We start from the raw sequence: 21,150 nt of genomic DNA, 5'->3' as shown, positions 1-21,150 counted from the left end.
ATGCAAGTTAAATGTGCAGTAGCTTATCAATTAACGTTTTTGGTTTTGATTTCTTTCATAACTAAGAATACCAAGAATATTAGTTAATCTCGACTCGGTTTCTTTATCATTTATCTCGCGGGCAATATTTAAACTCTGCTGAACATACTCTAAAGATTTATCATATTGTTTTAAGTGATAGTGAGCCTCACCTAATTTTTCTAGAAAAAACATTGCCCCTGGTTTATCTTGTAAATTTTTGACTAGTGCTAAACCTTGCTGAGATACTTCAATAGCTGCGGCATAGTTTTTGACTAAAATATGACCAATTCCTAAATTACCTAGCAATTCTTTTTCATTTTTAGTATCTTTATTTTTTCTGGCTAACACCAAGGCTTGCTGATAATATGCAATAGCTTGTGGATAGTTTTTAGATTGTTGATAGGTATCACCTAATAAACGAACAATGGCATATTCATTTTCTCGTTTTGGTAATTGCTGGACAATTTTTAAAGCGCGTTGATAGTAATTAATCGCAGCATCATAGTTAGTTTCTTTGTTGTAAGTAATCCCCAACAATAACAGCATTGCTGATTCACTTTGTGGCTTTTTTGCTGCTTGATACAGTGCCAAAGCTTTTTCAAAAGACTGTCTAGCTTCAGGTACTTTTTGATTGTTTAAATATTCCACACCTTGTTTGAAAAATTTGTCTGCTTCTACTTCTTGACTGTTTTGAGCTTGTGCCAATACCTGCGTTGATGGCCAGATGAACGAATTTGCCGGGATCAATCCAACAGCTAATACCAGTGTAGTAAGTGCCGTTAAGCCAATAGCGCGATAAGACATGGTGCTTTTACATATAAATATTTTTGTAATTTATTACGTAGGTGGATATTCTTAGCCAATATAGAGATAAATTTTAAGAATTCAGTACTCCCCTTCCCTCGTCTACGGTGTACACACAAATCAGGGTTGAGTGCATCTATCCGCTCAATTCAAACTGGTATAAGTCCTGTCACCAATATTTCGGATATCTAGCTTCACGGGAAAGATTATTAGACTTATCATAAAACCCGCAGGGGGCAGGGGGAGAAAGAGTTTTGTCTTTCTGCACAGATTTCTAGAATCATAACTGATTAACCGGACATGATATGACATCTTTTACTGTCTTGAAGTACAGTTACCGCAACAGTTACCGCAAAAGCAGTATCCAGCAGTCATGCCGTACTCTAGCAGCCTAACAGACGAAGAGTGGGAAATCCTTGAACTCCTACTGCCGACTATAATTGCCGCCTAAGAAGCAGACCAGACCCTCGAATTGGACAATAATTGGCTCGCAAGGGGTGAAAAACACTTGTAATGCTAGTGTTGAGTCGAAAGGATATTGTTTCTACAAATCGACGAATAGAATTAAGAAGCATCTAGCCGTTGATACGTTGGGGTTTCCCTTCTTTACTTACTGCTAAAGTTGATCGCTTTTTGTTTTCTATAGTAATTCTAAAAAAATTATTAACATATCTCTACCTTGTCTCCCGTGTCTACCTTGTCTCCTTGTCTCTTTTATTTATATATCAAAATTATAAATAATGTGGTTTTAACTACGCTCTGAGATGGGTTAGATCAGATAAACTTTTCAAGGTGAATGTCATTAAATGCTGACTTTCGTGATGTTACAAAATAGGACAGCCTAGCTATGAGTAGAGATGTAGTCAAAGTCATCTTATGGGAAGAAAAGCAAAAAGAGTATCTCAAAAAGTTGTATGATTTACAATTTATTCCCCGAATCGGAGAAGAAATTTACATAAATAGGGAGAATTGGAAAGTAACGAGAATTGAACATGATGTGGAAGTTAGTGAAGTGAATATCTATATGGAAATAGCCAAAAAATCCAAAACAGAAAAAGAAAAAGAAAAAGAAAAAGAAAGAGAAAGACCATCCTCAAATTCATAAATATGTAGTCAATAAGGTGCATTTACCTATTGAGGTGGGGAGTAGGGAGTAGATTTATTTGTAATTTTTTTAGTGATATTATATCTGACTTCTGAATTCTTATTCAAATATTTCTCAAATTAATCATTGTTTCACTGCTTTTTTGATTTTATTTTGTTGCATAGTGCAGCACTTGTAAAGTTAGCGATCGCTTAAACTAACTATCATTTTGCTCATAGTATTTACTCAGTGACTAGAGTTATCAGAATTTACGCAAGAAAATGCCAAATTAAGGGTGTAGGGGTGTAGGTGTTCAAAACCCCTACACCCGTATCTCTATACCGCTACAGACTCATTCACAGCTTCACTAGCAACAACACCATTAGTCAGAATTGCTTGCCGCGTTTTTAAGTTAAATTTATAACCATGTGGCAAAATGTGTAACTTCGCACCGCAAATTGCTAAAGGTTCATCGCGGAGAATTGTATCTGCGTTGTTATATGTAGATTCAGATTCATCCACGATTGTGACTGAACCTTCACCAATAATTTCGATTTGGTCATCAGTGATGGCGATCGCAGTATTCTCATCAATCCCAAATCCTAACACCGCAGGTTCACGGACTAAGGCTGTAATCAAACGTCCTAAGCGTCCCCGTTGCAAGAAATGTTGGTCAATCACCACCCCTGGAAGAAAACCAAGGCCTGGCCCCATTTCCACAATTTCCATCCTGGGTGTACTTTGAGAATCACCCTCAACAATCATTTTATCGGGCATTACCGCCGCACCCGCACTCGTCCCGGCGATTACTGCGCCTTCCGCGTAACGTTTGTGAATCGCCGCATCAATTTCGGTATCTTTGAGGATGCTAGTAATTCTGGCTTGGTCTCCACCAGTAAAAAATATCCCAGTTGCTTTACTAATTGCTTCTAAAGCAGTCGAAGAAGAGGCATCTTCACGAGTTTCTGTATCAATAATTCTGACGTTTTCTGCACCTAAGCGTTCAAAAACTCGAATGTAATTTTCGCCTACATCTCTAGGTAGTTCTGTAGCGGCTGTCATAATTACAATATTGGCTTTTGTACCTCCAGCCCGACGGACAAATTCTCGCAGAATCACGCAATCGCCTTCTTTATCTTCTGCACCGCCAATAATTACCAACTGGCGTTTATGTGTAGCCTCTGTCATAATGCCTCCCGGATAACCGGATTAAGAATTTAATTTAATTAATTTCAATAAAACATGACAATTACGACAATCCAATCAGCCCTTTGGTAGATTAATTTTTAATAGGAGAAGCTAAAATTTGTATAATTCTATGTATACTTAAATCTCATGAATAAGTAGGTGGACATAATTATTTAGAATACGCCTTTCGACTACGCTCAAGGCACGTCGCTCAATGCTCGTCATAACAATTGCTACAACAATAAGACCCAAAGAGATAGAAAAGCATAGCAGTAATTGGTAATTTATTTAGCAGAATTACCAATCACTAATGTATTAAGAATGTATTTATCCCTCTTCTCGAACGGGCTTTTTTACTGCCCTGAAATTATATAGCGTTTTTCATTCCAATGAAGTAAATCAATCTAGCCTCTATCCCCTATCAACTTGTACTGCACTCAACCACAAAACGCTATAAATGTGGATAATAATCTCCACATTTATTCAGGGAAATTGCTACTGCGGGCGAATTTTGTAAAGTAAGTTAACTAAAAATAGACGCGCTTGTTCCAGAGGTAAATGTCGTGGTTTACCTTGATAAACAATTTGAAATTCGTTGATATCTGGGCCATCACCATAGCCAGAAATCAGTTTACAGTGAAAAGCTTCCTCGGCGAGTTGTCTCACTTCATCTCTGAGAGCAGCTTTTGTGCTATTCATGTTTGGCTGTCTCCTCTAACCCTATTTTTCTACTTATATATTTTTCTGAATCAAAAAGCACCCTTCAAAGGTTATATTTTTATCTTGACCAATTGCGTGTAGAATCCTATTGATTTGAGTCAAACCCACAGAAATTTATTTATGCCCTGAGATAGTTGAAAATACTTAATAAATCGATTTAGGGTGAAATTAACAAAGTATAAGAAGAAAGTTACAGATTGCCTAAGCTAATGTGAATCAATTTACAATAATTGATTGAGTCTAAGCAACCACAAATTACAGTTGAAATTTCAGGGTGTTTAGCAAAGGTTGAGAATCAATGATTCAAGAAAAAAGTACCAATGTAGTCCGTGTGAATGCCAGAAGAACAGATGTGTTTGATGTTTTCAACTTCCAGCATTATGCCGGGCCGAACCCCTATTTAGATAGAGGCGCACTAGTATTTGATTTTGTGCTGACTGGGTATAGAGAACCTTTGCCCATTGAAGACTATGTTAAAAAAATTAGCGATCGCTATCCCCTGTTAGGTAATCAAACTTATGAATCTTATGCTCATTTGTTTGCACGCACCGCCTCAGAAGTGGGAAAGTTAGACATGGATTTGCACCTCACTCACTTCTATGTGAAACCAGAGGACAAATTTACCCGCATTAGTATTCAATCACTGCATCCCCGCACAACCAGAGCCGTAACTTATTGTATTTGGGATTGGTTTGAAGCGATCGGGCAAGACGAAGATTTTCTGTTGGATGACCAACTAGTCAGCTTACAAACCAGATTCCGCGAATCTGTCTATGGTGGCCCCACCGTTTACGCCTTGTTACGCACCGCCGATGAAAAAGGTATCCCCACCTTTTATCTTTGGGATGAAGGATTAATGCAATACGGCTGGGGGAAAAAACAAGTCCGGGGTGTCGCCACAACTTTTGACTGTGATAGCCATATAGATTCCGACTTCACCACCCGCAAAGACGACTGTAAAGACTTTTTGGGTAACTTAGGTTTTCCAGTTCCCCAAGGTGAAATCGTCACTACTGAAAAAGAAGCCTTGATAGTAGCTAGAGAAATTGGCTACCCCGTCGCCGTTAAACCTGTAGTTGGTCATAAAGGAATCGGTGTCACCGCCGCCGTACAAGACTCCTACGAGTTAGAATCAGCTTACGATCGCGCCTTAACCGCCATTCCAGAAAATCAACCTACAAGGATAATTGTCGAAAAAAGCATTACTGGTAAAGATTTTCGCTTGCTGTGTGTCAACGGTAAATTTGTTGCAGCCACAGAACGCCGTCCCGCATCCGTCACAGGTGATGGTTACTCCAGCATTCACGAATTAATTCGCCAAGAAAATCGCAAACCAGAACGTTTAGACTCACCCACCTCAGCAATGAGCAAAATTCAAATTGATGAGGCGATGGAACTGTATTTAGAGGAACAGCGTTTGTCTTTAAAAAGTGTCCTCGAAAAAGGTAGAAGTGTCTTTTTAAGGAAAGTTGCTAATCTTTCTGCTGGTGGTATGAGTATCAATGCTACCCACACAATTCATGACGATAATATTATCTTGGCGCAAGACATTGCCCAACATTTTCGGTTAACTTGTCTGGGTATTGATGTGATTACCGAAGACTTAGCGGAATCTTGGAAACAAGGTAACTTTGCCATCTTAGAAATTAATGCTGCACCCGGTATTTTAATGCACCTCAACCCCGCCGTAGGTGAAAGTACTGATGTCCCATCCCGCATCCTCGAAACTTTTTTTACATCGGGAATTGATGCGAGGATTCCTACTATTACCTTTAACAAAATCTCAGTTCAAGAACTACAAACCACAATTGACCATATTTTATTGCAGCATCCAGAATGGACAATAGGTGCTGTATGTCGGGAAGCTGTTTTGATCAATCGCTCCCAAAAAGTTTTGCGTCCAGATTACAACAGTAATATTCAAAGTTTACTGCGGAATCCCAAACTTGATTTGTTAATTGCAGAATATGACTCAGAAACTTTAAATACAGAAGGGATGTTTTATCAAGGCAGTAATATTGTAATCTTAGATAACCCCACTGAAACGGAAATGATGTTAGTGCGTGATTTAGTGGATGGTTCAACAGTGGTCATTAAAAAAGGTAATGATATTTCCATTAAACGCAAAGGATTAATTGAAGACTACACCTTGGGCGAAGATGAACCATTTACCAGAGTTTATTTGAAAGAAGTTAGTACCATTTTATCTACATAGAATTCAGGAGTCAGAAGGAAGTACGATATTTCGTCAAGCTCAGTGCATCGCCGCCGGATGAATAAGCGGGTTGAAGACCGCTACGAATTGATTCTGACTCCTGAATTCTGAATTATTCTTCAAGCAAAGTGCTGAGTTCCACCATCTTTATAGGTGGTGGTTTTTAGTGTCTCCTTATTTTTTATAAATTTCAGGAAATGTAGCTTGAAGTTTAGCTAATTTTGGTAGGTCATGGGCTACGACATAGCGACTATCAGGATTACGAGCTATATAATTTTGATGGTATTCTTCTGCTTTGTAAAAACCTTTTAATGGACTGATTTCGGTAACAATTTTTTGATCAAATATTTTCTGTTGATTAAGTTGATTAATATATTTTTGTGTTTCTTGCTTTTGTTGGTCGTTTGCAAAAAATATTACTGAACGATATTGTCTACCAGAATCTGGCCCTTGGCGATTTAACTGTGTTGGGTCATGGGCTACTAAAAAGTAAATTTTTAATAGTTGTTCGTAGGAAATTTTTGAGGGGTCATAAGTGATTTTTACTGATTCCGCATGATTGGTAAAGCCAGAACTCACAAGTGAGTAGTCTGCTGTCATTGCATCGCCGCCAGAAAAGCCAGAAACAACATCAGAAACACCATTGAGATGCTCAAACACTGCTTCCATTCCCCAAAAGCAGCCACCACCAAAAACGGCTATTTGCTTTGTTTGGGGTGTAGTGGTGGAAATATCACTGGCGGGAGTGGGAAATAGTACACGCGCTGCACCATACAAGAGTATGAAACTCAAAGATATGATGGACAAGTTGCGTACTAAGTTGCGAGAAAGTGTCAAGTTACTATTTGACATATTTATATAAATTCCTTTGATGATTAATTTAGTTTTTTAGTCATAAGATAGCGATCGCTATCTTTAAATCCCACTCGGTGATAAAAATTTTGGGCAGATATATTTTCTCTTTCAACTTCTAAATGTAATGCTTGAATATTCAGAGAAATGCAGACCTCTTCTAAAAACTTAATTGCTTGTTTGCCAATGCCTTGACCTTGATAAGCTGAATTAATATATATTTCATCAATAAAAGCATCTCGTCCTCCGTATTCTAAACTATAGCCAAATGAGAGAATAACATAACCAATTGCTTGACTTTGGTCTTGAATTAACCAAACCTGACCTATTGATTTTTCATTCAGTAGTTGCATCAACGCATGACGCACAACAACTGCATTAAATGAGAGATAGCCATCTAGTTGATAAAATTCTTGGATTAAAACTAAAAGTGTTTCAACATCATTATTATCTCCTGGTTTAAAGTTAATGTTCATATAGGAATACGGTTTGATTCCTGAATCTAGTTGTGTAAGCAGGGAGTAGGGAATGGGGAGTAGGGGGTAGGAAAGACTGCTGATCTGAGTGTACTGATTTTTTTCATAAATCAAATATGAGTCCTATATAGCAATCAAATTTAACTCCTGAACTTACTCTTGAAGGTAGGGAATAAGATTTTCTGGTTTTTTTCCTTTTACTTCTAATGCAGGTAATTTCAAGATAAAACTACTACCATACCCAAGTTCCGAGCGGAGTTCAATTGTACCGCCAATACACTCTACAAGGCGTTTGACGATACATAAACCCATACCAGTACCGCCTGTAGCACGAGTGCGAGAAGAATCTAGGCGATAAAATGGTTCAAAAATGCGGGACTGTTCTAATAAGGGAATACCACATCCTTTGTCGCTGACTTGAATCATTGCCAAATCTTCCGTTTGGGTGAGTTGTAAAATAATTGGCTCACCAGTAGCGGAATATTTCACGGCATTGGTAATCAGATGGTTTAATATCTGCATTAGCTGTTGGCGTTCGGCTTTGACTTGAACAGGAAAGGAAGTGATATTTAACTGAATTTCCCGATGATGAAATTTTTCGGTCATCTCGGCTACGGCTACAACTACATCATTAAGTAAAATTGTTTCAGTTTCGCCGGGACAGGGAATGGCGCTGTTATCCGCCCGTGCTAAGTCTAGTAAGTCTTGGAGGATATGATTCATTCTTTCGGCATCAGAAACAGCCATTTCGAGAGTTTCTTTTTGGGAAGCGGCTAAATTATGGCTACGTTGGAGACTTCTTTGCAGATATCCATAAACCATACTCAAGGGTGTGCGTAACTCGTGGGCTAAATCACTGAATAACTGGCGTTGCTGTTCTTTGGCTTCAGAAAGTTTGGTTAAAAATTCTATCCATGTCTGGGCTAATTCTTGAATTTCGGTTGGTGTTTGATTTAAACCTAACTGCTGGGGAGTGAGTTCAGTTGTGCAGGTTTCTGCCCATTGATTGATCTGTTGTAATGGTAAGAGCGATCGCTTAATAAATAAAGTAGTCAAAACTGTGGTGATAGTCAGGGAAAAAATACTCATCATTCCCAAACTTTGAATCACAGTTAATAATTGATAATTGTCAGCTATTCCATAATTTTTATCAGCAATCATCAAACATTCTTTGATTTCCCAACCAGCCCAGAGTGTAAAGCTACTTAGTCCCAGGGTCACAATTAAGATAATGCCAACAGTCAGCCGGAAATGTAGTGAATCTGGGTCAATTCTGGCGACCAAAAATTCAACTAATTTTCGTTTAAAACTTTCCGCAAAATTTATTGTCATATCTTGATATATGAACCAAAGAGACAAGGTAGACTAGGCAGACAAGGTAGATTCATACCTTGCACTTTCCACAGTTCAAATTTAATCGATGTTTCTGCCAGAAAAATGAGTTTTTCCTGAATAGAGTTAAAGCTTTTGCTGAAAGCTCTTTCAGAGCGATTTGGTATCATAGTGTTTACTATAGGAATCCGATTTGATTTCTGAATCTAGTTATGTAGGTAGGGAGTAGGGAATGGGGAGTAGGGAGTAGGAAAGACGGCTGATCTAGGTGTACTGATTTTTTTCATAAATCAAATATGAGTCCTATAGTACAGGTCGGCTTAAATAAACAGACCACACTTCGACTACGCGGTAGTTGAATCTCGACACTTCTCCTACCGGAGACGCTACGCGAACGACAAGCTCAGTGCATCGCTTCGCTCGATTACCGCGAAGCCGAAACTCAGTGACCATAAGAAATTGCTAAAAGGCTTTTGGTAAGTAGTTAAACATAATCAATTACACAAAGTCATTGCGAATGGAGCGAAGCGAAATGAAGCAATCGCAAGGGCTGGGATTGCTTCGCTTCGCTCGCAATGACTGTAATTAATTTTGCGTGGTTACTTATCGTTATTATTTCTTTTTACTTTTGCCTTCTTACAAAGTTAGGCGGGACGGAAACCGACACCGCCTACTTTGCGCTTTTTACTTTTGCCTTGTTGTACTAGGCTTAATCATTGAACAAACCCAAGAAGGAATCACTGTGTAATTCTTACGGGATACCAAATAGATTCTAGGGTGTGGGCTAGATGATTTGCAGTTTCTGGATTATATTCATTCAGCAAAACTGTAACATGCCCCAATTTCCGCCCAGGACGAGATGTAGTTTTACCGTACCAGTGAACGCTGGCTTGGGGAATGGCGGCTAATTGTTGGCGCTGGCTTTGATAGTCACTCTCAGAATTTTCATATCCCAGCAAGTTGACCATGATAGCCATTTGACAGTGTAAGTCAGGATTGCCCAAAGGTAAACCACACACGGCTCTGAGGTGTTGTTCAAATTGGGAAGTTTCGCAAGCATCTATTGAGAAATGTCCTGAATTGTGGGTGCGGGGGGCTATTTCGTTGACTAAGACTTTACCTTCTTTGGTGAGAAATAGTTCTATGCCAAAAATACCGACTACTTCGAGGCTATTTAATAAGGTATGAGCGATCGCTTGACTTTGTTCGGCTTGATTAGGTGTAATATCCGCAGGTGCTATCACGCGCCGACATACCTGTTGCTCTTGTTGAGTTTCTACCACTGGATAGATAACCACTTCACCATTTACCGAACGGGCTGCAATTACCGCTAGTTCTCGTTCAAATGGCACAAATTCTTCAATTAAAAACTGTGATTGATTTGCTGCTTGAGCTAATTTTTCCTGTAAACTGGCTAAATCTTGGATAATAAATGTGCCTTGTCCGTCGTAACCGTGACGACGGGATTTTAAGACGACAGGAAAACTTAAATCTTCTAGCTTGGATGCTAAATTCTCAACATCATCCACAGCAAAAAATTGCGGTACAGGTAAACCTAAGTCTCGCAAATAACAACGCTGATGATATTTATCTAATAAAGGCAATAAAGCTTCTAACTTGGGGCGGAAGCAAACACCTTGATTTGCCAATACACCTAAAGCATCAAGGTCAACAAATTCATTTTCAAAGGTGATGATATCACTTTTTTCGGCTAATATTTTTGTGGCTTTTGCATCATCAATTGCCGCAAAAACGGCATCTTGAGCAACAGCTACAGCCGGGTCAAATTTACTAGGAGTCTGTACAATTAATTCTACTCCTAGTTTGTGCGCTGCATCCCCCATCATCCAGGCTAGTTGCCCACCACCAATTACACCAACACGCTTCATCGACATCCTAAAGATTCACGGGTATCTACGCCAGTTTTGGAATTTACCCCACTGGCTTTACTGCACAGTTCTTTGATTTGCGCTCTATCCAAAACTGCATCGGTGAAGTCTGCACCTTGAATATTCACATCTGTAAACAGGGCGCGAAGTAACAATGCTTCTTTAAAAATGGCATCACTTAAATCTGCCCCTGTTAAGTTTACCTGATCCACCATCGCATTAGTTAAATCGGCTTGGTGAAGATTGGCTTTTGTCATCACTGAAGCACTTAAGACGGCTCCGCGCAAGTCAGCACCAGTAAAGTTCGCCATTTCCATATTCGCGTTAGAAAATTCCGCCGCTTGCAAAGTTTCTCCCGAAAAGTCTCTTCTCGCCAACTGTGCATTACTAAATGACAAGGGATGAGTCCAGTCTACGGCTAAGGCGGTATCAGGCAGAAAACAGAGAGTAAAAATACTCAATATCAAAGCCGGAATGGGATTTATGACTCTGTGATGATTGCTTTTTATGTAAATTAGGCAAAATAATAAAATTCCTAAAAGTAATGCTAATCCTGGCTGCCACAACATATTTGTTTTTTAGGTATAGTTGATGACTTTAGCTTAACATTTTGTAATCTTAGGCGATCGCTAAAACATTTTTGGGAAACGACTGGATGAGTCGAAGAGATAAGGGAGATAGGGGAGACAAGGTTGACAAGGGAGACAAAAAGAGGGATGTTTGTCAATCAATTTAGGATTTCCATATATTAATCAATCCCTTTTTTACTGTTCCCTCCCTACGCAAATATGTTCATTAATCAAATCAGGTTAATATATATAACCAAAGGCTGATTTTTATCACTAAATATAAATTACTGCGAACGCTCACGTTAAACTTTACAATTCTTGATTTAAAAAATTGCGTTTTGCGATATAAGTTGCGATATAAGTATTCTTATTAAAGAAATTCATAAGTTGTTAATCATGAGAACATCTCATAAATAAACATCCACAAGGAATATTCCCTAATCGCTAATAAATTAATTAGTTACATTTCTTTATGATTTATTTTCCAAGTAAAGTTTATTAACTTTTGCTGTTAACCTCAATTCTCCCCTGTTAGTCTTCTTATTAAGGTGAGTGAGTCAGCGTTGCTTGAGCATATTAATTATCTGTCTTGGATGCTTGACCAGCTACACCAGAGGAGAATTAACTTTAGTTTCATAAATAGTTGCTTGGCTACGACAAGAGGCAGGAGGAAAAGAAAGTTCAAGAGGTCACAAAATAGGTTTTAACCTTCTCTAACGGTTGGTTTATTTCTATTGCCACTTGTGAGTCAGAAACTCATCAGTTTATATTCAGCAACTACCCAAAAATTCGTAAGCAGTAAGTATAAGACAAATGGTGAAACATTATTCTCTGGAATGGATTGAAGCTTGGTGCCAAGAAAATGGCTGGACAGAGTTATTTGTAGAGCGACGCAACAATTATTGGGCGTTTCCTCCTGGTGGAGTGATGCCAGAACCAATTCCATCTCATGTGTTGAGAGGAATTAAAGCCGAAAAAGGACTCACCGTTGAAGAAAGAATTTGGTCATTGTCGGCTGTAATGGGTACAGTTGTAGCTGTCGTTAGCACCTTTATACTCAGATGTCCTATGCCTTTGGTATTGGCCTTTGCCTTTAACGCTGTAACGGTGGCTCAATTTGAATTAGAAGATGTTTAACGGTTAAGGTGGTCATTTGTCCTCTCTTACAAAGTTCTGAGCGGAGGAAGCCTCCGCTCAGACTTTGCGCTTTGTTCTTAGTCATTAGTAAGGTTTCGAGATTTACGTTTTGTAACCTAATTGTTGTTGATTTAACAAATGACAAATGACAAATGACGAATGACAAATGACTATTGCCCAGATTCTTTAGAGACTTTTTCTATTTGTTGGGTAAAGTAAGATTCTTCGTGTTTGAGTTGCTGTGCTAGTTGTAAGCCTTGCTGAAAGGCTGAGAGTGCTTGAGGATAATCTTTTTGTTGTAAATAAATTTGCCCAATTTGGTCGTAAGCTTGCATTAAGCCGTAAGAGTTATAGGCTTTGCTTTGGGTTTCGATGAGAATTTGACTGGTTTGTAATGCTGCGTCAATTTGTCCTTGGGAACGGTAAAGGACAATTAATTTTTGTAAAGCTTCCGCCGCTATAACAAATTGTTGTGATTCCCAAGCAGTTGTATAAGCTTGTTGATAGTTATTAAAAGTTTCTTGAATTAGGCTAGGATTTTCTTTGGCTAAAGATTCGTAGTTACTAGCGATCGCTAATTTTAATTCTGGTATTTTGAGAATATTTTCTGGGTCAGTATACAGTAACGCTAACTTATTTAAGGTATCGATCGCCTGTTGTGGTTGTTTGTTTTGCTGGTAAACATAAGCTAACTGTTTGAGATATGTTACCTCACTGGTGCGATCGCCCTCAACAGTCGCTAGATTTAATAATTCTTGATATGTGGCGGCGGCTTTAGGATAATCGAACCAAGCTAGATTTAATTCGGCGATGGTTTGCAGGGTTGATAACTCTGCGGTTTTATCTTGTTGCTGGCGTACGGCTGTCAAAATTTGATTGTAAACTTCTAAAGCATTTTTGGGCGATCGCACATTTTGATAAGCTGCACCTAAAGCCTGTAATAATTCTAAATTTACGCCTTGTTGAGCAACGGTTTTGGGTGATAAAGCCTGTTTTTGAATTGCTTGCAACCTTTGAGTTATATAAAATAACTGCTGACGGTCGTTTTGATTCCAAGCGATCGCACCAACTCTAGATAAAGCTTCAATTTCCGGTATTGTACCCAAATAGCGTCGCAGACGGATTTCCCGGTTCCAAATTTCAAACGCTGTTACCTTATCTCCCGCTTGTAACGTTTCTGCTGCTTGTTGATTTAATTCATCTAACGCAGTGGCTAAAGTTTGCTGTTCCTCCGTCGTTAACGGTTCTTTATCAGCCGAAGGCCGCACTAAAGGATCAGGTGTGGTAACTTCTAAAGGACTAGGGGGAAATTTATCTGCTTGATTAGGATCTTTCGTTGCTGCCAGGGTGACAGAGTTATTTAATAAGATAGTGAAAATTGCGATCGTGCATAAGCGCCTGAGCATAAATACTTTACCTGACTAAAAGTTAGATGATAATTAGTTACTAGTACAACAAGGCAAAAGTCAAAAGGAAAAAGAAAAAATAGTGATAACACAAGCCTTTTAGCAATTCCAGATGCTCTATTTTATTTACGCCGACCTGTACTAGCTCAATAATGACGATATTTTTCTAAAAATTCTCCAGGTGCGAGGATATAACATTTCTGTTTTCATCCCCTTACGGGGTAAATGGTTTGGATACTCTTCGCTCAGGGGCGTTTACCTACTGTGTACACACAAGTCAAAAATTTTCAGGTTCAACCACATCCCGCCTAGAACTAAAGTTCCAGACTCATAGCCAAAGTCCACGCTTTGTGGACTGGAATACATTTTTAGTCGAGTCATCTGAAGATGACTTGCGCTAAGAGACTCGGAATTCATTCCGAGGCGGGACTGTAAAGAAACTGGTTTAAAAAAAATTTTCCCACATCTGCCAAGAGGCTGCATAAAAAAATCTAGGTCAACCTATTGAGTTAGTGAAGGGGTTAAACCCCAGAAACAAGCAAGAAAACATTAGGAGACTAGATCATGAAATTCCGTAATATCACCAGTTCTTTATTGACCGCTACTGCACTTTTGACCACTACATTCCCCGCCTTTGCTGGCCCCTTTGATGTCAGACCATCTGGAATATTCCGCCCCAATGATGTGATTCCTGGGGCTGTTGGTAATGTGAATAAATCTACACCCAGCACACCCAGCAACCCAGTCGGTAATAGTGAAATTCAAGGCTTAGGCGACCATCAATCTTGGGTTGACAACAAAACTCTCGCCAATGACCCCCGCGCTTTGTGCAGTGATGTTGGCTTAGGTAACAACACCCGCACTAGTTCCAGCAAAATTGCTTTAGCAACCTCTACTAGCACTCGTACCAGTTCTTCTCGCAGTCATAATGATGGCGGTGGCGGTGGTGTCAGCATTTTGGGAATTGGTGTTAGCGGTAGTGGTGCTAGTCAAGGTAGTCAAAATAATAGTGAATCTCGTGACAGTCGCACCAACCGCAACGAAGAAAATAGCAGCAGTTCTGCAACTGTGGTTCAAGGTAAGAATTGCGATGCTTTTGTTAACGCTGCTGCGGCTAGAGATATCAACTACCAAGACAACTTAACCCGCCGCTATGAAATTAAAACAGGTCGTCGCGGACAACAAGTTAATCAACTCCTGCAAGATAAGTAATGCGATGTTCGATATTAGCTTGGACATCTTGTCCAAGCTACAAGAAATATAAAAATAATTAACCTGAAAACGCCAAGGTTAGCGCCTTGGCAATTCTCATTCTGAGTTCTGACTTCTGCTGTAGTTTTGACTACTTTTCTGATTTTTTAAATAGTTCTAAATAAGCAGCAACTTAATGATAATGCTGTTAAATCTTTGTTAAGAAAAGTTACAACGCTCTTAACACAAGGAAATATTATTATGGTTGTCACAGGTGAGAAGAATACCAAACATCAGGTAGTAATTGTAGGTGGTGGCTTTGGGGGATTATATACAGCAAAATATTTGGGTAACGCGAATGTAAACGTTACCCTCATTGATAAACGGAACTTCCATTTATTTCAGCCACTGTTATATCAAGTTGCTACAGGTACGCTATCACCCGGTGATATTTCCTCACCATTACGAGCTGTATTCAGCAAAAGTAAGAATACTCAGGTATTGTTAGGAGAAGTCAGCGATATTGACCCAAAAACCCAAAAAGTGATGATGGGTAATCAAGTAATACCCTATGACACTTTAATTGTGGCGACAGGTGCAAATCATTCTTATTTTGGTAAAGAACACTGGAAAGATTTGGCTCCTGGTTTAAAAACTGTGGAAGATGCTATCGAAATGCGCCGCCGGATATTTGGTGCATTTGAAGCCGCCGAAAAAGAAACTGATCCTGAAAAGCGTAGTGCTTGGTTGACTTTTGTGATTGTGGGTGGTGGCCCTACAGGTGTAGAATTAGCAGGTGCGATCGCGGAATTGGCATACAAAACTCTCAAAGAAGATTTCCGCAGTATCGATACATCCGAAACCAAAATTTTACTATTGCAAGGTGGCGATCGCATTCTGCCACACATTTCACCAGATTTGTCAGAAGAAGCAACCGCATCCTTAAGAAAGTTAGGTGTGGTGATTAACACTAAAACCAGAGTCACCGACATTGAAAATGACATTGTTACTTTCAAGCAAGACGGTGAAATCAGATCCATTCACTCCAAAACTATCTTATGGGCAGCAGGTGTGAAAGGTTCGACAATGGGGGCAATTTTAGCAGAACGTACAGATGTAGAACTTGATCATGCCGGACGTGTAGTTGTAGAACCAGACTTGACTGTTAGAGATTACAAAAACATTTTTGTGATTGGAGATTTAGCTAACTTTTCCCATCAAGATGGCAAACCCTTACCTGGTGTTGCACCAGTCGCCAAACAACAAGGAGAATATGTCGCTAAACTGATTAGACGACGCTTGAGAGGTTCGACTTTGCCACAATTCCACTACAACGATGTTGGTAGTTTGGCAATGATTGGGCAGAATTTAGCTGTTGTCGATTTAGGTTTCCTTCAACTGACAGGTTTCCCAGCTTGGGTATTTTGGCTCATAATTCACATCTATTTCTTAATTGAGTTTGACACTAAATTACTCGTAGTATTCCAGTGGGCTTGGAACTATATCACTCGAAATCGTCGCTCTAGATTAATTACAGGCCGAGAAGCATTTACAGAACCGCAAACACCTGTTAACAAGAGCAGTCGTTTACTAGATGCTTAACGGCGTAAATAATTATTGTTGGGGTAAGCAGAGGAAACAGCACCTCGACTTCTCCTAACGGAGACGCTGCGCGAACGCTCGGCGACCGGAAGCAGAGGTGTAGAGGGATTTGTATTAGTAATTTTGTGAATGGTATTATTAGCTTTCGTTGTCGAGTTCTTGAATCACCCGTGAAAACTCTTGGGTGAGAAAGTCGGAACCAGTTGCAGTATAAATTTCTTGCAACTGTTGATAAAACCATAAGGTTCTTTCTCTACCCGCCTTAAACTCTTGCCAAATGCCGTTACCATGTTGGCGTAAATCCGCTAATAATGACCTAGCATTGTGTAGTTTATCGGCTAAAGATACCAGTCGAATTGAAGGTGAAGCAAAACACAGATTTTCTAAATACTTTTGTTTACGTTCTTCCCAAGGTGGTTTGGGGTATGTGTCAGATTCTGTGCAACCATCGACAATGGTAACGACTGTCTCACCGAAACGCTGGCGGATTTCTTCACGGGTGGATTTTCCGCCTTGGTCTTCGATACTATCATGTAGTAGAGCTGCGATCGCTTCTGCTTCTGTTCCGCCTGCCTCTAAAACCAGTGCTGCAACACTTAGTAAATGACTGATATAAGGAACGCCGCTAATTTTGCGAGTTTGATACCGATGCAGATGAGTTGCGTAAACTAACGCTGATTCAAAATTGGCTGTTAATGGTACTGTATTCATAATTCATCTTGAAGATAAAGCTGAAATTCTGGAGCAACATCAGCCGCAATACTTTGTCTAATGTTTGTAAATATTCTAATTACAACTAAAAGGATATAAGCTTTTATGCTTACAAGTTGCACAATTGAAATTTTGGGTAAAAACTTCAAATCCTCTCCCCTGCTCCTCTGCTCCCCTGCTCCCTTGCAGTCTCAACAAGCAAATTAAGTGTTTAACAGCTTACCCTCACTGTGTAGGCAAGGAGCAGGGAAAAAAATATGCTCTCTCAAAAATTTAGATATTGTATTTTCTGCAAGTGTTAATTTACGCTACGCTGTACTAGTTGTTTAATCAGCAATGTTATAACGTCGCCTTGCATTGTGAATGTACCAAGTGACATTGTTAATGGGTCGCCTCACATTGTGAATGTAGCAAGTGACATTGTTAATGGGTTGCCTCGCATTGTGAATGTATTAAGTCACGTTGTGAATGTGTTGTCTCACATTGTTAATGCACTGAGCCTACCTTGATGATGTTGGGTTCTACTACCGCGCCACCCAATCTACTCCTAAAAAAATTGTGCAAAGGCGTGCAAATTATCTGTGCGAATATTGTCATTCTCCAGAACGCATTTCTACAACAAGATTTACAGTCAGAAATGTAGGTTGAGTGAAACGAAGTTGAACCCAACAAAGCCTACTTGATGATATTGGGTTTTGTTCCTCAACCCAAACTATGCCTGTGAATTGCTGATGCAGTTTATTCTTCAGAGTTTGGCGTTGAATCATCATCAAATTCATCATCATCAAAGTCTATTAAATCTTCGTCTTCACAATCTTTTGGTAAAATCGCCTCCTCAAGATTTGCCCCTTCAAGATTCGCCCATTGAATATTCGCATATCGAAGATTCGCTCCGTTAAGATTGGCTCCTCGCAAATCCGCCTTTACAAGATTCGCCCATTGAAGATTTGCTCCGTTAAGATTGGCTTCTCGAAGATCCGCCCATTCAAGATTTGCCTGTTCAACATCAGCTCCTCCAAGATTTGCCCCTTGAAGATTCGCATTTACAAGATTCGCATTTACAAGATTTGCCCATTCAAGATTTGCCCATTCAAGATTTGCCCGTGTAAGATCAGCTCCTCCAAGATTCGCCTCTACAAAATTTACCCGTTCAAGATTCGCCCACAAAAAGTCTTTTGCAATTAAAATACAATTTTGTAAATCCAAAAAACTCAGACAATTCAAGCACAATATATCAGTACCAAAATCGACTCTTTGCCCATGCAAGCGAGAAATCCAATTACCAAAAGCTTCAGGAGAAGGCCATTTAACTTTAGAAATCTTTTGTGTCACCCTAGCGCAAGCATTTAAAACAACTAATAATGCTTCTTCAGCATTACGTGCTTGTTGATTGGCTTGATGAAAGCTTTTGATTTCCGGCAAAAGTTCCATTGGCATTCCGTGACGCAACATAAAACTAATTAAATGGCATAACATCTCTTGCCATTTGCCAACATCAACTTTATCTTTATCTTGCTGTAAACGAATTTCATTAATCACGAACTGAAAAAGGTAATTATTCATAGCAGTTGAACCAAAAAGTTCTGCCCACTGCTTTAAAGCATCTTTTTCATTCCAGGTTATATATGAATTCTTTTTACTCAGTTCTTGCATTTCATACAGGCGTTTTACTTCCCAGACTATACGTCTTGCAGTCAGATACTCACCAAAGCTTTTATGCGTAAATTCAAAAGTTTCTTCATCTTGTTTATATCCACTTTTACGGAAATAAAAAGCAGTTAACAGACGAGTTATACCAGCTTTGCTATCTGAAGCTTTGAAAACATCTAAAACACGTTTGAGAATCTCCTGTTCACAAAGACTTTCGATTTTTTTAACCGTTGTGGTGCGTCCATCACCTCCATGCCAAGCAGCAATAGCAATACCTTCTAGGATTCTGATAAAATCTTCCTCCTCAACACCCCTAATATGCGGATTATCATCAGCCCAAACTCGCCGATAAACTCGCGTTAATAAAGATGCGTAAATATCATTGAGGTTACTATTTTCAGAGAGGAATGACTTATTTTGGTCATAGCTTAAAGCAACTAAATAATTTAGCAAAGGTTGAGCAGTAATTTCTCGCAACTGACCTTTGTCTAATTCTGTTGGTAAACCATCATATCCGCGATTACTAGCTGAACCGTAAGAACGCCACCATAAATGTCGTTGGTCTTCATTTAACAATTCCTTTTCATCAAAATAATTCTTTTTTTGTTCCTCTTCTATTAAATAAGGCAGAATATACAAGATTTGTTTTTCTTTGCGAAACTCACTGCTGTTATTTTGTACTACTAATTCTCGACCACTAATTAAAACTTGCAAATGAGTCTGGCTGGTGTTTGCTCTATTTACTTCTCCTCTAACTTCGCTTACAAATTTTTGAGCAACATCAGCGCCTAGTTTCCCTTGCATTGATAGTTCATCTAAACCATCAAATATAATTAGCAACCTTGGCACAAAATTATCTGGCTCTAATGGATTAGATGGCAGAGGTGTATCTCGTCGCATTGAGTTGATAAATTTACCAATTTCAGTAACTAAATCACCTTCTGTATTAAATAAGTGTAACGGAATAAATAAAACGTGAACTTTTGGTTGATTAGTTTCTTTGCTTAACCAAGTTTTTGCCTGTTTAGCAGCAAATATTTTAGTAAAAGATGATTTACCACTGCCTGGACTACCACTAATAACCCGAATGGCATCTTTGGGGTTAGCTGCATCTAGCCAAGTTTGTAGCTCTGTGTCTAAATCAACAACAATTTTTTGAGTTTTTTGTTCTCTTTTTTCATCGTTACGTTCTTCATAATAAGCACGCAATGATATATAAACTTGCTGCAATGTAAAAACTTCATCAAACATCCTTTGATTAATTTGGTTTTGCAGCCAAGCAAAATAACGTCGCCAAGAAAGTTCCCGTTTAGCTTCTCGTTCTACTGCTTTAATAAATGGAGTGTCTAGTTCTGCTTGTAAACGAGCATATTTATCAGAATTATTTACCCATTCTTCATGTAGCGCCGAGATAAACTGAATTGGTAAACGTTGACTGATAGCTTCTGATTGTGATTGGTTGAGATTTAAACTTTGTAACCAATCAGCAAAAGGAGTTTTAATAGCTGCAATAATAGATAAGTCTTGGGGATTGTCAAAAAAGTCTTGGTAAATAGTAATTTCTTCTTGGTCGAGTTTTTCTAAAGACTGGCTGAGGCGATGTTCTGAAATTATTTTTAAATCATCAAGGTTAACTTCTCGATGTTTGTTAGCTTGTAGGATTAAATCTTGATTATCTTCTACTAAACTAGCCATTGCTTTGATGAGCGACTGAAAAATCAACACCCAAGCAAGTTCTCCTAGTTCTTTGGCTAACCCAACGGCTGCACCAATATCAACAATGTTTTCTGGTAAGTTCCCCCAATTAGCAGTAGCCGCATTCGCTCCAACTTTAATAATTCCTGTAAAGAAACTTCGCCAATCAACATTAATATCTTTGTTTAAAATACCGATAGGCTTGGTAATGAGAATCCCAGGTCTTTTGCTCATAAGTGTTGGGTAGTGCTGTTAGAGACATTTGATTTGTAAGTAATTGGACAAACATATTTACAATCATTGCAAGCGTAGCGAAACAATCTTACCTTTTGCGATCGCTACCCTTCTCCCAAAAGGAGACGCTACGCGAATGGGAAGCAGCATTGCGTCTACGTTCTGCTTTGCTCCATTTGCAATGACATTGTGTAATTAATTGTGTCTCACTACTTATATATACACAACATTAGTACAACAAGGCAAAAGTAAAAAGTCAAAAGGAAAAAGAAAGAATAGTCATACCACAAGCTTTTTAGCAACTCCTCTGCAAATGTTAATTTACGCTGCGCTGTGCTAGTTGTTTAATCAGCAATGTTATAATATTGCCTCAC

The 21,150-nt window shown here is 39.0% G+C and carries 16 protein-coding genes; 5 read left to right on the top strand and 11 right to left on the bottom strand.

What is annotated here, in order from left to right; translation table 11 throughout:
* Window positions 1–30: 30 nt before the first annotated feature.
* Window positions 31–825 carry a tetratricopeptide repeat protein gene (locus tag H6G28_RS27005; RefSeq protein WP_190592301.1) on the bottom strand — a complete coding sequence of 265 codons (795 nt, stop codon included), beginning with the start codon at window positions 823–825 and terminating at the stop codon, window positions 31–33.
* An 847-nt stretch (window positions 826–1,672) separates the two neighbouring features.
* Here H6G28_RS27005 and H6G28_RS27000 point away from each other — a divergent pair.
* Window positions 1,673–1,930, top strand: a complete 258-nt coding sequence (locus tag H6G28_RS27000; RefSeq protein ID WP_190592302.1) for a hypothetical protein — start codon at window positions 1,673–1,675, stop codon at window positions 1,928–1,930.
* Between the two features lie 315 nt (window positions 1,931–2,245).
* Here the strand turns inward: H6G28_RS27000 and H6G28_RS26995 are convergent, their stop codons facing one another.
* The gene (locus H6G28_RS26995) at window positions 2,246–3,097 is read right to left on the bottom strand and encodes a cyanophycinase (RefSeq protein WP_190675564.1); all 852 of its coding nucleotides are present in this window, start codon (window positions 3,095–3,097) and stop codon (window positions 2,246–2,248) included.
* A gap of 495 nt (window positions 3,098–3,592) precedes the next feature.
* Entirely contained in the window at window positions 3,593–3,796 is a 204-nt protein-coding gene (locus tag H6G28_RS26990) for a hypothetical protein (protein ID WP_190592304.1), read from the bottom strand.
* Between the two features lie 319 nt (window positions 3,797–4,115).
* On the opposite strand from H6G28_RS26990, the gene H6G28_RS26985 reads away from it, so the two are divergent.
* Window positions 4,116–6,032 (top strand): ATP-binding protein, encoded by a 1,917-nt coding sequence (locus H6G28_RS26985; protein WP_190675562.1) that lies wholly within the window; start codon window positions 4,116–4,118, stop codon window positions 6,030–6,032.
* A gap of 174 nt (window positions 6,033–6,206) precedes the next feature.
* Here the strand turns inward: H6G28_RS26985 and msrA are convergent, their stop codons facing one another.
* The 5 genes from msrA to H6G28_RS26960 all read right to left on the bottom strand — a co-directional run bounded on the left by msrA (window position 6,207) and on the right by H6G28_RS26960 (window position 11,150).
* Window positions 6,207–6,884, bottom strand: coding sequence for a peptide-methionine (S)-S-oxide reductase MsrA (gene msrA / locus H6G28_RS26980; RefSeq protein ID WP_190592306.1), 678 nt, complete (start codon window positions 6,882–6,884; stop codon window positions 6,207–6,209).
* A 23-nt stretch (window positions 6,885–6,907) separates the two neighbouring features.
* Window positions 6,908–7,360, bottom strand: coding sequence for a GNAT family N-acetyltransferase (locus tag H6G28_RS26975; protein ID WP_190592307.1), 453 nt, complete (start codon window positions 7,358–7,360; stop codon window positions 6,908–6,910).
* Between the two features lie 153 nt (window positions 7,361–7,513).
* On the bottom strand, window positions 7,514–8,692 hold the full coding sequence (locus tag H6G28_RS26970; protein ID WP_199332945.1) for a sensor histidine kinase: 1,179 nt from the start codon (window positions 8,690–8,692) through the stop codon (window positions 7,514–7,516).
* A 737-nt stretch (window positions 8,693–9,429) separates the two neighbouring features.
* Window positions 9,430–10,581 carry a 5-(carboxyamino)imidazole ribonucleotide synthase gene (locus H6G28_RS26965; protein ID WP_190675560.1) on the bottom strand — a complete coding sequence of 384 codons (1,152 nt, stop codon included), beginning with the start codon at window positions 10,579–10,581 and terminating at the stop codon, window positions 9,430–9,432.
* A complete protein-coding gene (locus H6G28_RS26960) occupies window positions 10,578–11,150 on the bottom strand; it encodes a pentapeptide repeat-containing protein (RefSeq protein WP_190675558.1) in 573 nt (190 codons plus the stop codon). Before H6G28_RS26960 ends, H6G28_RS26965 begins: the two co-directional genes overlap by 4 nt.
* Before the next feature lie 813 nt (window positions 11,151–11,963).
* Here H6G28_RS26960 and H6G28_RS26955 point away from each other — a divergent pair.
* Window positions 11,964–12,287 (top strand): slr1957 family protein, encoded by a 324-nt coding sequence (locus H6G28_RS26955; protein ID WP_190592310.1) that lies wholly within the window; start codon window positions 11,964–11,966, stop codon window positions 12,285–12,287.
* A gap of 170 nt (window positions 12,288–12,457) precedes the next feature.
* On the opposite strand, the gene H6G28_RS26950 is transcribed toward H6G28_RS26955, so the two are convergent.
* Window positions 12,458–13,693: a tetratricopeptide repeat protein gene (locus H6G28_RS26950; protein WP_190675556.1), complete on the bottom strand. Its 1,236-nt coding sequence runs from the start codon at window positions 13,691–13,693 to the stop codon at window positions 12,458–12,460.
* Between the two features lie 564 nt (window positions 13,694–14,257).
* Between H6G28_RS26950 and H6G28_RS26945 the strand changes: the two genes are divergently transcribed.
* Window positions 14,258–14,905 carry a hypothetical protein gene (locus tag H6G28_RS26945; RefSeq protein ID WP_190592312.1) on the top strand — a complete coding sequence of 216 codons (648 nt, stop codon included), beginning with the start codon at window positions 14,258–14,260 and terminating at the stop codon, window positions 14,903–14,905.
* 240 nt (window positions 14,906–15,145) lie between these two features.
* Window positions 15,146–16,486, top strand: a complete 1,341-nt coding sequence (locus H6G28_RS26940) for an NAD(P)/FAD-dependent oxidoreductase (RefSeq protein WP_190675554.1) — start codon at window positions 15,146–15,148, stop codon at window positions 16,484–16,486.
* A 138-nt stretch (window positions 16,487–16,624) separates the two neighbouring features.
* On the opposite strand, the gene H6G28_RS26935 is transcribed toward H6G28_RS26940, so the two are convergent.
* A complete protein-coding gene (locus tag H6G28_RS26935) occupies window positions 16,625–17,197 on the bottom strand; it encodes an HD domain-containing protein (protein ID WP_190675552.1) in 573 nt (190 codons plus the stop codon).
* A 738-nt stretch (window positions 17,198–17,935) separates the two neighbouring features.
* On the bottom strand, window positions 17,936–20,776 hold the full coding sequence (locus H6G28_RS26930) for a pentapeptide repeat-containing protein (protein ID WP_190675550.1): 2,841 nt from the start codon (window positions 20,774–20,776) through the stop codon (window positions 17,936–17,938).
* Window positions 20,777–21,150 lie beyond the last annotated feature (374 nt).

This window comes from Nostoc sp. FACHB-190 (assembly GCF_014696905.1).
Classification (GTDB): Bacteria; Cyanobacteriota; Cyanobacteriia; order Cyanobacteriales; family Nostocaceae; genus Nostoc_B.
The sequence above is the reverse complement of the archived record's forward strand: the minus strand, read 5'-3'. Positions and strand labels throughout refer to the sequence as shown.

Bases quoted from the DNA above. Each gene is read 5' to 3' on its own strand.
- H6G28_RS27005 (WP_190592301.1), bottom strand. From the start codon at position 825: ATGTCTTATCGCGCTATTGGCTTAACGGCACTTACTACACTGGTATTA.
- H6G28_RS27000 (WP_190592302.1), top strand. From the start codon at position 1,673: ATGAGTAGAGATGTAGTCAAAGTCATCTTATGGGAAGAAAAGCAAAAA.
- H6G28_RS26995 (WP_190675564.1), bottom strand. From the start codon at position 3,097: ATGACAGAGGCTACACATAAACGCCAGTTGGTAATTATTGGCGGTGCA.
- H6G28_RS26990 (WP_190592304.1), bottom strand. From the start codon at position 3,796: ATGAATAGCACAAAAGCTGCTCTCAGAGATGAAGTGAGACAACTCGCC.
- H6G28_RS26985 (WP_190675562.1), top strand. From the start codon at position 4,116: ATGATTCAAGAAAAAAGTACCAATGTAGTCCGTGTGAATGCCAGAAGA.
- msrA (WP_190592306.1), bottom strand. From the start codon at position 6,884: ATGTCAAATAGTAACTTGACACTTTCTCGCAACTTAGTACGCAACTTG.
- H6G28_RS26975 (WP_190592307.1), bottom strand. From the start codon at position 7,360: ATGAACATTAACTTTAAACCAGGAGATAATAATGATGTTGAAACACTT.
- H6G28_RS26970 (WP_199332945.1), bottom strand. From the start codon at position 8,692: ATGACAATAAATTTTGCGGAAAGTTTTAAACGAAAATTAGTTGAATTT.
- H6G28_RS26965 (WP_190675560.1), bottom strand. From the start codon at position 10,581: ATGAAGCGTGTTGGTGTAATTGGTGGTGGGCAACTAGCCTGGATGATG.
- H6G28_RS26960 (WP_190675558.1), bottom strand. From the start codon at position 11,150: ATGTTGTGGCAGCCAGGATTAGCATTACTTTTAGGAATTTTATTATTT.
- H6G28_RS26955 (WP_190592310.1), top strand. From the start codon at position 11,964: ATGGTGAAACATTATTCTCTGGAATGGATTGAAGCTTGGTGCCAAGAA.
- H6G28_RS26950 (WP_190675556.1), bottom strand. From the start codon at position 13,693: ATGCTCAGGCGCTTATGCACGATCGCAATTTTCACTATCTTATTAAAT.
- H6G28_RS26945 (WP_190592312.1), top strand. From the start codon at position 14,258: ATGAAATTCCGTAATATCACCAGTTCTTTATTGACCGCTACTGCACTT.
- H6G28_RS26940 (WP_190675554.1), top strand. From the start codon at position 15,146: ATGGTTGTCACAGGTGAGAAGAATACCAAACATCAGGTAGTAATTGTA.
- H6G28_RS26935 (WP_190675552.1), bottom strand. From the start codon at position 17,197: ATGAATACAGTACCATTAACAGCCAATTTTGAATCAGCGTTAGTTTAC.
- H6G28_RS26930 (WP_190675550.1), bottom strand. From the start codon at position 20,776: ATGAGCAAAAGACCTGGGATTCTCATTACCAAGCCTATCGGTATTTTA.